The sequence below is a fragment of the Pseudomonas sp. FP2300 genome (assembly GCF_030687595.1).
In the GTDB taxonomy this organism is placed as follows: Bacteria; Pseudomonadota; Gammaproteobacteria; order Pseudomonadales; family Pseudomonadaceae; genus Aquipseudomonas; species Aquipseudomonas bijieensis.
Window position 1 is genome coordinate 2,535,415 of record NZ_CP117440.1, and the last position, 11,366, is coordinate 2,546,780.

At 55.4% G+C, this 11,366-nt stretch carries 10 protein-coding genes; 5 read left to right on the forward strand and 5 right to left on the reverse strand.

Annotated features, from left to right (window positions below; all coding sequences use genetic code 11):
* Positions 1-10 precede the first annotated feature (10 nt).
* The 4 genes from PSH86_RS11365 to PSH86_RS11380 all read left to right on the forward strand — a co-directional run bounded on the left by PSH86_RS11365 (position 11) and on the right by PSH86_RS11380 (position 5,988).
* On the forward strand, positions 11-1,297 hold the full coding sequence (locus PSH86_RS11365) for a cytosine permease (protein WP_305489759.1): 1,287 nt from the start codon (positions 11-13) through the stop codon (positions 1,295-1,297).
* Positions 1,298-1,462: 165 nt separating this feature from the next.
* Positions 1,463-2,176 (forward strand): TorF family putative porin, encoded by a 714-nt coding sequence (locus PSH86_RS11370; protein ID WP_305489761.1) that lies wholly within the window; start codon positions 1,463-1,465, stop codon positions 2,174-2,176.
* A 60-nt stretch (positions 2,177-2,236) separates the two neighbouring features.
* A complete protein-coding gene (locus PSH86_RS11375; protein WP_305489763.1) occupies positions 2,237-4,288 on the forward strand; it encodes a hydantoinase/oxoprolinase family protein in 2,052 nt (683 codons plus the stop codon).
* Entirely contained in the window at positions 4,285-5,988 is a 1,704-nt protein-coding gene (locus PSH86_RS11380) for a hydantoinase B/oxoprolinase family protein (RefSeq protein WP_305489765.1), read from the forward strand. Before PSH86_RS11375 ends, PSH86_RS11380 begins: the two co-directional genes overlap by 4 nt.
* A 588-nt stretch (positions 5,989-6,576) precedes the next feature.
* On the opposite strand, the gene PSH86_RS11385 is transcribed toward PSH86_RS11380, so the two are convergent.
* Positions 6,577-6,918 (reverse strand): helix-turn-helix domain-containing protein, encoded by a 342-nt coding sequence (locus PSH86_RS11385; RefSeq protein ID WP_305489766.1) that lies wholly within the window; start codon positions 6,916-6,918, stop codon positions 6,577-6,579.
* A 208-nt stretch (positions 6,919-7,126) separates the two neighbouring features.
* On the opposite strand from PSH86_RS11385, the gene PSH86_RS11390 reads away from it, so the two are divergent.
* Positions 7,127-7,384 (forward strand): hypothetical protein, encoded by a 258-nt coding sequence (locus PSH86_RS11390; RefSeq protein WP_305489768.1) that lies wholly within the window; start codon positions 7,127-7,129, stop codon positions 7,382-7,384.
* 41 nt (positions 7,385-7,425) lie between these two features.
* On the opposite strand, the gene PSH86_RS11395 is transcribed toward PSH86_RS11390, so the two are convergent.
* From PSH86_RS11395 to PSH86_RS11410, 4 genes are all read right to left on the reverse strand, one after another.
* Positions 7,426-9,393, reverse strand: coding sequence for a DNA topoisomerase III (locus PSH86_RS11395; RefSeq protein ID WP_305489770.1), 1,968 nt, complete (start codon positions 9,391-9,393; stop codon positions 7,426-7,428).
* Positions 9,394-9,609: 216 nt separating this feature from the next.
* Positions 9,610-10,080 carry a single-stranded DNA-binding protein gene (locus PSH86_RS11400; protein WP_305489772.1) on the reverse strand — a complete coding sequence of 157 codons (471 nt, stop codon included), beginning with the start codon at positions 10,078-10,080 and terminating at the stop codon, positions 9,610-9,612.
* Positions 10,077-10,595: a DUF3158 family protein gene (locus tag PSH86_RS11405; protein WP_305489774.1), complete on the reverse strand. Its 519-nt coding sequence runs from the start codon at positions 10,593-10,595 to the stop codon at positions 10,077-10,079. The genes PSH86_RS11400 and PSH86_RS11405 overlap by 4 nt, the downstream gene beginning before the upstream one ends.
* Positions 10,592-11,347 carry a PFL_4669 family integrating conjugative element protein gene (locus PSH86_RS11410; protein WP_305489775.1) on the reverse strand — a complete coding sequence of 252 codons (756 nt, stop codon included), beginning with the start codon at positions 11,345-11,347 and terminating at the stop codon, positions 10,592-10,594. Before PSH86_RS11410 ends, PSH86_RS11405 begins: the two co-directional genes overlap by 4 nt.
* Positions 11,348-11,366: the final 19 nt, after the last annotated feature.

The window sequence follows — 11,366 nt, forward strand, 5'->3', positions numbered from 1 at the left end:
AGGGGCGAGCATGAGCAGCACAGAAAAAGCAACTCCTGACGGGTATGATCGCAGACCCGTCCCCCAGTCTGAAACAGTTTCCGGGACCGGCCTGGCGCTCATTACTTTCGGGATTGGAATGACCTTGCCAGTGTTCTGGCTAGGCGCTGATGTGACTCAGAAAGTCGGCTTCTCCACCGCATCGCTGGTTTTTTTCGGAGTATGCGCAGTGCTTGGGTTGCTCTGTGCATTGACCGCGTTGGTCGGTGTGCGGACACGGCTTAGTACCTACATGATTCTCCAGTTTTCCTTCGGTCGCCATGGTGCAAAGCTCATCAACCTGACCATGGCCGTCACGTTGCTGGGGTTCTATGCCGCTACGGTAGATATCTTCGGCAGCACCATATCCAGCGCTTTGCAGAGCGCCTGGGGTCTAGGCACACCTGCGTGGGTCCACTGTATATGGGGCAGCGTTCTGATGACACTCATGGCCATTTACGGATTGCGTGGCCTGGATCGTTTGTCAATTTACTCGGTGCCGCTAATGGCGCTGTTCATGCTGTTTGCGCTTTATCTAGGGTTGCAGCGGGCGTCGTCGGGCCAACTTGCGGGCTTCATGGGGGCTGGTGATAGCCTCGCACTGGCCATCGCCAGCACTATCGGCATGGTCATTCTCACACCGGTACTGATGCCGGATTTCACCCGCTATGCCCGTACGGAAAAAGATGCGTTGATCGCCATCCTTGGTATGGCCGTAGGCTTTCCCTTCGTGCTGATCATCGGCGGTTTGCTGTCGATCATCACCAATCAAACCGAAATCATGCTGATCATGGCAAGTCTGGGCGTGTTGTTGCCGGCCCTGACGGTACTGGTGTTCTCCACTTGGATTACCAACACCGCTAATCTTTATTCCGCGACGCTAACACTGGCGACGATTAGCCGTACCGCAAGCTGGAAATTGACGGTAGGTGGAAGTCTGCTCGCGACTGCACTGGCGGTGGGTGGATTCATGACGCATTTCCTGGATTTCGTCATGGCGTTGAGCATCGTGATTCCACCATTGGCGAGCATATATGTGACAGACTTTTTCCTGATGCGTCGCCAGCGCTATAACGTCGAGGCTCTGATGCAATCAGCAGCGTTTGGCTGGCCTGCGCTGCTCAGTTGGGCATTAGCCAGCGGTGTCGCTTGGATGACATCCTTTGAAGGGTGGACATTGACTTCGCAACCCACGCTAGATTCGCTGCTGGTTGCACTTGTGGCGTACCTGATGCTTTGCAGGTTGCACCCCGTTTCTGCGTCCCTGTTATCTCGTTAGCAAACTCGCCCCTTAAGCCAACCCTGTGACCCGGGACTCGTCCCGAGCGAAGCCGTGCCCATCTTTCAGTGAATACCTAAAAAGAAAGTTTTAGACAGGCTCGTCTTGTCCTTTTTCTGCCAACCGTAACGCATAAAAAAACCTAAAAGTTCAGGAGCAGATCCTTTGAAAATCATTCGATTCGTGTTGTTGGCGGTGCTGACATTCAGCAGTGCTGCTCATGCAGAAGTCTCCAGTACGCTTGCATTGACCTCCGAATATCAAACCCGCGGTATCGGTTATTCCGGTAAAAAACCGGCCTTGAGCATGAGTCTGGACTGGACCGCCGAAAGCGGTGCATTTGTTGGCACCTGGGTTTCCAGCACCGATAGTTTCAAGAGCGGCGATCCCTACGACGATGGCGCGAATGTCGAGGTCGATCTCTACGGTGGCTATAACGGTCAGTTGGAAAACGGGCTGCGTTATGGCGTGATTGGCTACTACTACTATTTTCCGTCGACTAACTACAACATCGATTATCCAGAAGTTGGATTCAGCCTCGGCTACGGCAACTTCAATGCCTATTACTACTACTCCAACGATTTAATCAGTTCGTCCAAGGCGTCCCGCTACGTGGCGGCTGATTACACCTTCAATCTTCCGCTGAAAATCGATCTGACATTCTTGGCCGGACATTCCTACGGCGAGTATTTCCGCGACAGTGAGGTCACTGGCGGCCACGAATACACAAACTGGGAGATCGCTCTGAAACGCAGCTTTGGCCCGGTGAATACGAAATTGAGCTGGGTCGACACCGACTTGTCGGGCCGTTTTGCCAACAGTGGTGAATACCTACGTAACGACGGACGATTGATATTCGCCATTTCTCACACGTTCTGATGCCCCAGGAACCGGCAGGCTCGCCTGCCGGTTTGATTTGAATGTTACGCCGGAGGACCTATGACCATTCGTGTGGCTACCGATATCGGTGGCACTTTTACTGATCTTGTTTACCTAGAGAACGGCGTGATCCATGCGGTTAAGGTCGACACCACGCCGCCTGATTTCGAACAAGGCTTGCTCAATGCCGTTGCAAAAAGCGGTGTCAGTTATGCCGACATAGCATTTTTTGCCCACGGCTCCACAGTGGTGATCAATACGTTGACTGAGCGCAAAGGCGTTAAAACAGCCTTGCTCACCACCCGTGGATTCCGTGACGTGCTAGAGATCGCTCGTGGCAACACGCCGGATATATTCAACGCCTACTACCGCAAGCCGCCACCTTTCGTCCCGCGTCATCTACGCCTCGAGATTTGTGAACGCTTGAATTATCGCGGCGAGGTAATCACCGAGCTGGATTTGAAAACCCTGCCGACAATGCTCGATACCTTACGCGAGGAGGGCGTTGAAGCTATTGCGATCTGCCTGCTGCATGCCTATTGCAACCCGGTGCATGAGCAACAGTTGATGACCGCCGTGAAACAACTCTGGCCGCAGGTCGCGGTAATTGCGTCGCATCAGGTCAGCCGTGCCCTACGTGAATACGAGCGTAGCAATACCACTGTGTTATCGGCCTATGTAATGCCCGCTACTCGGGACTATCTGGATAACCTGTCCAGGCATCTGTCAGACAGTGGCCTCCAACCTGTTCCGTTCATCATGAAATCCAACGGCGGAATCTCTCCAGTCAACGCCGCCAAGCAGGACCCGATCAGCCTGGTGGAGTCCGGCCCGGTCGGTGGCATCCTTGGGGCTCAGGCTTACGGCCAGTTGATTGGCGAAAACCAATTGTTGGCACTGGATATCGGCGGTACCACTGCCAAGTGCTCTCTCATCCATCAGGGCCAAGTGGAAATCAGCAACGATTACGTCATTGAGAAAACGGCTGTCAGTGCCGGTTATCCGATAATGACTCCGGTGGTTGATATCGTTGAAATCGGTAACGGCGGAGGCAGTCTGGCCTGGATCGATGCAGCGGGCAGCTTGCGGGTGGGACCTCAAAGTGCCGGTTCGACTCCTGGCCCTGTTGCCTATGGGCGAGGTGGAGTGGCGCCAACTACAACGGATGCCAATCTTTATACCGGTCGGATCAACCCGAACGGCTTTGCAGGTGGGGAAATCACGCCGGATACCTGCGCCGTGGAGAGGGCTTTTGCTCAACTGGGCGAACGGATCGGTGTATCACCCAAGCTCCTGGCGCACGGTGTACTACAGATCGCCAACGCCAACATGGTCAACGCACTCAAGCTGATTTCGGTCAATCGTGGTCACGATCCGCGCGACTTCGCCTTAATGGCCTTCGGTGGCGGCGGGGCACTGCATGCCTGTGCTCTGGCTGCTGAGTTGGGGATTCCGAAAGTCATCATTCCGCCATTCGCCGGAGTCTTTTCTGCTTGGGGCATGCTGATGCTCGACTCACGCCGCGATTACATCCAAACCCATCTTCAACGGCTCGACGACGAGAGCTTGCCGCATCTGGTCGAAGCCTTCGCCACGCTCGAGGCAAAGGCTGAAGCAGAATTTGATAACGATGGAATGTCTCGCGAAAAGCTTCGTTTCGAATGGCACATTGACGCGCGATACGCCGGACAGGAACACACCGTCAAGGTCGCCCTCGAGGAGCCGCATTTACTGCCGATACTTGAGCGTTTTCACGCTCGACACGAGCAGGCTTATACCTTCCGTCTGGACTTACCTGTGGAGATAGTCAACCTCCATCTGGTGGCGTTTGGTTCTGTACCTAAAACACCTATGGCCCCCATTGGCGTGAGTATTTCGGGTACTGCCGAAAACGCACTGAGTGGAAGACGCTGGGTCGAGTTCGAACCTGAACAATCGATTAAAACACCGCTCTACCAGCGTACGGCCTTACTCAGTGGCATGCAGATAGATGGCCCGGCGATTATAGAAGAAGCGACCACGACCACGGTGGTTCGTCCGGGTGATCGGCTTGAGGTCGATATATACGGCGGCCTTCATATCCACATCAATGTGCAGGAGGTTCTGGCATGAATAACGCCAACCCGTTTACACGCGAGATCATCAAAAACGCCTTGGTTGCTATCGGTGAAGAGATGTTCATTACCCTCAAGCGCACCAGCATGAGCCCAATCATTTATGAGGCGCTGGATTACGGCATCGGCCTCACCGATGCACGTGGGCAATTGATTTCACAAGGCAACGGGATCCCGGGCTTCATCGGCACGCTGGATGGCGCAGTGCGTAGCGTGATGGAAAAATTCTCTCCGGCTGACATTCTTCCGGGCGACATGTTCATCACAAATGACCCATACGGCGGCGGCGGGACGCATCTTTCCGACGTGTCGATGATCATGCCGGTGTTCCATGAGGAGCGATTAATAGCCTGGACCGCCAACAAGGCACACTGGACTGAGGTTGGCGGGAAAGACCCTGGCAGTTTCAGCTCAGATGCGACAGAGATCTATCAGGAAGGTTTGCAGTTTCCTACTGTAAGGATCTATGACCGGGGGCGCATCAATCAGGCCGTGGTAGACATGATTGCGGCCAATGTACGCTTGCCAGACATGACCCTTGGCGATTTGCATGCCTGCGCCGCCGCCTTGCGCGTAGGGGAGCGTCGACTTCTGTCGATCGTGGCTAAATACGGTGAAGAAACCACTCTTGATGCCATCGAACGGTTGCTGGAACACGGTGAAGCGATGGTGTTGGCGGCATTTGAGAGTCTTCCTAAGGGGACCTTTCATGCCGAAGATGTCATTGATGAGGATGGTCTAGGCAACGGGCCGTTCACGGTAAAGGTCGAGGTGGAAATAGGTGAGGGCCGCTTCATTGCTGACTTCACCGGCTCAAGCCTGCAGGCACAAGGGCCGATCAACAATACTTTGTGCGGTCTTCAGTCCGCCGTGCGTGAAGTGTTTATGGGGGTCGTCCGGCCAGGGATTCCAGCTAATGCCGGGTGCTTCCGCCCAATCGAAGTGATCTGCCCTCCCGGCACTATCTGCACGGCTCAGCGCCCGGCGCCGGTGTCAGCGTACTTCGAGTCGATGGTTGCGGCCGCCGATGTGTTGCGCCGGGCACTGGCGCAATTGCTGCCGGATCGCTTGATCGCCGGGCAACTTGGTTCCGTATGCTCAATGGTCCTGAACGGTCGGCATTCTATTACCAATGACGAATATCTATTGGTCCAGCCATTGGTAGGCGGTTGGGGAGCGGGCCATGACAAGGATGGGGAGAGCGGTCAGTTTTGCGTCGGTAACGGTGAAACCAGCAACATTCCGGTAGAGCTGACGGAGCGCTGTTACGAAGTGCTGGTCGAGCGGTATGGATTTCATCACGAAGAGGGTGGGGCGGGTCGTCACAGTGGCGGAAGAGGCGTGATGCTCGATTATCGAATCTTGTCACCCAAGGCATGGGTCTCGACATTTTTCGGGCGAGGTTCTACTCCGCCATGGGGGGTTGATGAGGGGCAGGAAGGCTCATGCAATTTTGCTGAGGTCATTCGTATACAAGGGAAAACGGAGCGATTCAGTAGAGCCAATCGTGTGGCGCTTCAAAAAGGGGATTTGTTGCGTCTGGTCACCGCCAACGGCGGTGGCTGGGGCTCGGCTCATAGACGGAGCCTTGAGGCGATCCAGGACGATATTAAAAATGAGTACATCTCGGTTGAACAAGCCTGGCGGTACTATCCCCAACAAATGTCTTTGGCAGCAAACAAACGGGCAGATCTTTAAGTTTCAGACAGTCTAGATTGGCCTGGACGTGTCCTTGTTCCTTGTATGGAACTGTCACCAGGAAGTTTCAAGGCGCCATAGACCGATTTAGTAAGATTGCGGGAGAGGCAATCAGCGGAAAAGCGAAGCCCGGCAGAGTGCCGGGCAACGAACAGAAAAGCCACCTTAGGCGGTCTGATGCAGTCGACAAGCTCCTCGCAAAACTTGATTTAACTGCGCCATGATTCGCCAATCGACCCTTGTCGTGGCCTGGGTCGGGACATGCTGGCACGCATCCGCGCACAAAGGGTGCCCAGTGTTTCCCCGGCGAGCTCCGGGACTGAATACGATCGCTGAAGCGGATGACCACTATTGCCTGGTAGAGGCAACAGTGGTCATCCGCTACTGCGATCAGGTCGAGCACAAAGCGGGAATGAAATTCCGCGGAAGAGAAGGCTCCGAACTCCAGGAGTCCGACCGAGCTGCCCGGAGCGAATCGGTCTTGGGTCGCCGTTGGCGATGATCCTGAGGCACTACAGCAGAGAGGGTGGGATGTCGTCAAGGCAGAAGACATCCTTCAGAGCCTATGACGAACGCGAGTGAATGAGCTCACTTAGTGGCGAGATGAGCAGCCAATTGTTCGACGGTAGCCAGGATAAAAGCGCGGTCTTTTTCCTTAAGTCCGCTCAGCAGCCCCGCGATTATCTGGCCTTGGTCATCGGGTCGATTGCTCGACTCCCTCAACAGTTCATCCACCCGGCAGTCGAAGATGTCCGCTAGTTGCATCAGCTTAACGACAGAAAGCTCCACTACACCTCGCTCCAGGCGCGATATGGCTTCGCTACCGATTCCTAAGCGTTCAGCGACCTCTTCCTGGGTCAGATTACGCTGGGTGCGGTGCTTCGCGATCATGCGCCCAATTTGGGCTTGGGTTGGATGTTTATGTGCCAAGTGATGAGTTCTCCAGTTCAACCCGAATGGTTGAGCAAAGACCCGCTGACATGAACATCCTTAAAGGTTGAGTATCGACTTTAAAGGTTGTTATATTGGCTGAAATAGCTGTGTAATACGACGAGGGTTCTGTTCCTCCAGGATCAGACTCCAAGATGGCCAGTGAGAATGAACGGTCTGATAAGGACAAGCTGAGGATTGGTTGAGCATGGAAGAGGAGAGCAAGGATGTTATGGATCGGATCTGGGATCGAACACTGGAGCTGTTCATCAAGATTCATGATTGCCCTGAGAATCCCGAGCATTTCGACAGCCTGGTCCATTGGCTCAACGAAGATCCTGCTCACCTGGAAGCGTTCAACGAACTGGGGCAGATATGGATTGCGACAGGTCTCGCCTTGGCCCGTGAAATTGGACAACCACTAAGTGAGTTGGAGAGGGATCAGCCGCCGTTAATGATGCACTGATCCTTCAGCGCCCCAATCTCATGTTGATCTCCAATGACGCTTCACGGGCGACGCGTATCTTTTCTGATCGGCACAGTGCCCTTACAGTCCGGATAGTGCGAGCATGACCAGAACGGCCCTGATTTTCCCTTACGCCTGAGCATTGAGGTATTGCAAATGGGGCAGACCGGACCGGCTTCGATAGACATGGCTAAAGTAAGTGAACCGCAGCGTGCGACCAGTTGCGCTATCCAATTCGCTTGCTTGGCGACGAACGCGTCTAGGGTCAATCGCCCCGCTTCGATTTCGTCCAGGGCCTGCTCCCAGATCGCGGTCATACCCGGATCCGCGACCGCAACGGGTACAGCTTCGATCAGGGTATGGGCCGCTGCCGAGGCCATCAAGGCGCGTTTTTTCTTTAGCAAATAACCGCGCTCAATCAATCCCTTGATGATGCCGGCTCGTGTTGCTTCGGTACCGATACCGGTGGTGTCCCGAAGTTTTTGTTTCAGGCGTGGGTCGTTGACCAGCTTGGCCACATTTTTCATCGCCTTGATCAGATCGCCCTCGGTGAGAGGTTTGGGAGCGGCAGTGCGCATGGACCTGAGTTCGACGTCGTCCACGGCGCATTGGGTACCCTGCTGCAAGATCGGTAAGACTTGGGACTTGTGACTGGCCTCATCCTCTTCGGTGTGTTCGTAGAGCAGGCCTTTCCAGCCCTGGACCAGAATCTGTTTGCCCACAGCAGTCAATCGTTCTTCGCCACATTCCAGTTCGACCTGGGTCCGATCAAACTCATGATGTGGAAGAAACTGCACCAGGTAGTGGCTGCGAATCAGTTCGTAGACTTGGCGTTCTTGTTCAGACATCCGCGCTAGGTTCACCGGCTCGGTGGTGGGGATAATGGCGTGGTGCGCGGTGACCTTGGCATCGTTCCAAACGCGTGAGCGCAATGATTGATCGAGGCTTCCGAGCGCAGGTCGTAGCGCGGGATCCGTTTTGAGCAGGGCATCGAAAACTGTGGGTACCTCGTTAAACATACTCTCCGGCAAATAGCGGCAATCGCTGCGCGGATAGCTGGTGGCTTTGTGCGTTTCATATAGGGCTTGGGCTATGTTCAGGGTTTCTTGAGCGCCAAGCCCCAGCTCGCGTGAACAGACTTCTTGCAGTGTGCTGAGGTCGAAGGGAAGGGGCGGTGCCTCGCGCAAATGCTCAGTCTGCAGCGAGAGTACTGTGGCGGTTTTACTGCTGGAGATCGCTTCGACGGTCTGACTGGCAAGCGCCTGCTGTAGGCAACGGCCGGCCTTGTCACTCCCTGAGCTGGGTGGTAGCCACGACGCGATGAATGGTTGTCCCATTGAGGACAGGTGCACATCCACTTCCCAGTAGGGCACCGAGACGAAGCTGGCAATTGCACGATCTCGATCGACCACCAGACGTAACGTGGGTGTCTGGACGCGTCCGACCGACAAGACCCCGTCGTGACCTGCCCGCCGTCCGAGGAGGGTGAACAGACGACTGAGGTTCATGCCGATCAGCCAGTCAGCGCGGCTGCGGGCAAGGGCTGAGTGGTAGAGCGGCAAGGTCTCCTGACCAGACTTCAAGGAGGACAGTGCTTTGCGAATCGATGCCTCGTTGAGTGCGGATAGCCATAGGCGCTGGACGGAGCCTCGGTAATTGCAGAGCTCCAGTAACTCGCGGGCAATCATCTCTCCTTCGCGATCGGCGTCGGTGGCGATGATGACGGTGCTAGCTTCGTTGAGTAGGCGTTTGATGACTTTGAACTGTGCCGCAGTTTTTGGTTTGACCTGCACTTGCCACTGAGTGGGAATGATCGGTAGATGATCCAATGACCAGCTCTTGTACTCAATGCCATAGGCTTCGGGTGGGGCCGTCTCCAGCAGATGGCCGATACACCAGGTGACGGTTAAGTCGATCCCGATCAGGCAACCATCACCGCGTCGGGTGGCTCCAAGAACCTTGGCGATATCACGACCTTGGGAGGGTTTCTCACAGAGAAAGAGGCGCATAGAGCTGCTCCGGATTGAGTTCGGAGCAGCGTTGTTGAAAACAACGGTAGTGAGATATGAGAAACCTGAATGACAGGTTCCTCATATTTGTAGATAAAGGCAGACATGGATAGGCCGGGCCTAGGTGTGGCGTGGGCAGTAAGGCGGATCTTCACGAGCAGTGAGTAATAATGGCCAGAAACTTCGCGTAGGCGCATTTTTTATGCCTAATTTCCGTCAACCTGGAGACGGCGGGTCTCTGCGCTTTTTGGACTTCGACGCAGACGACCTGGCATGGTCTGTAGTTTGCCCAGCATCTGCCGCAGATGAGGCCGGTTCACTGGGTCGTTCCGGCATGACCACGCTGTGTATCCGGTGGGGTAGGATGCCGACTCGACGGGCCTCTATCTTGAAGGTAACCCGCGCATTGTCTTCGCTGTCCTCCCACACATCGCGCACTGTGCGGCCTTCGACTAGCACGCGCATGCCTTTCTGGTACAGCGTGCCCCAGTGTTCTGCCTCGCGGTGCCAGAGCTCAACTGGTGCCCAATAGCCGCCCCGATCTTCAAAGCTGCCCTCGCGTGGCACCGGGTTGTCGAAGTACACATTCAGCCGTAGCAAACGCCGTGGCTCGTCATTGCCTGATGAAAATTCCTGGAACTCTGGCGCACTGCCAATGTTGCCTTCGCCGACAAAAAAAGTACTCATCCTGATACCTCCACTGCGGTTGTGAGTTGGCGCAGCAGCCGTTCGGCACTGGCCATTTTGATCGCGCAGGTCGATGCCTGGCGGTAGAGCGAATGCACCACGCTCATCTGCAAGTTCAGCGCAATGCGCTCGTATTCGAAACGGTGCAATCCCTCGCGTGTGGTTTGCGGCAAGGCCTTGTTGGAGACTTGGCGTTCCCAGACCGCAACCCCCATACGAGCGAAGTCACGGGTACGCCAACGCAAAAAGGTGCTGCCTGCACTGGTGTTCTGCAGCACCAATCGAATATCCAGCAGTGAGTAGGGAGGTTGTCCGGCTTGCTGCACCACAGCCTCCATCAGGTGATACAACTGCGCCTCGATTTCCCTCGCCATCTGCGCCAGGTGTTCCAGCTCCCCCTTACCCTTAAAAGGTTTTAAAAGGCCTTTTAGGGAGGCAGCGTGTTCGAGCTGTCGATAGGCATCCGGTGTGAGTGTTTCGAGGGGGATTGGCTGAGTCGAGCTAATGCGCTTCATGCTTCGTCCTCCGGCTCATCTACTGTCTCAGATGGCTCTACCGCGTTCTCCCCCAACGCATCAGCGTCATCCACTGTCACAGCGCCACGACGAATGATCGGTGGCGCGAACTGGGAACGGCGATGTCCCTCAAGGATGTCCGTGGGGGGCAATCCAAACTTCTCCATGGCCGCCATGGCGCGGGCATTGTTTGCGGCCATGTCATCGCGTGTGACACCTGCAAGTCGATAGCGCTGCGCCTGGCCAAACAAGCTGCGCAGCAAATGGGCACCGTCGTCGATCCAGGCTTCCATGTCTCTACGACCGATCAAGGCGGTGTGATGGGCCAACAGGATGTGGCGCACCAGGGTGTCGTAGTCAGTTAGCAGGTAGACGGCGAGAAACCCCAGTTGGCTACCGATATACAAGGGCAAGGTGACCGGGTGGATATTGAGGTTATCGCTCATGTCGATCTGCGTCGGCAGGTCCTGTCTGATCCGATCCAACTGCTGGGTCAGTTCCAGCATCCCAGCCTTGGCTCGCATCAGTTTTTCTTCGAGCTGCACGATCGCCCAGTCGGCGTAAGGGTCGTCCTGCGCTGCGGCTTGTTTGATCAGGTTGGTGACACTGATGTAGCCGGTCATGCCCATGATCGAATGGACGCCTTCACGTGCGGTTCTACCTTGCCAGATACGGGCGGCGTGGTGAGTGTGCAGTGTCAGGGTGATGCTGCTGCGCAATGAGCCCAGGTTGAGTTGGTAGTGATCGGCCACGGTGTTGTCCTCGCATAGG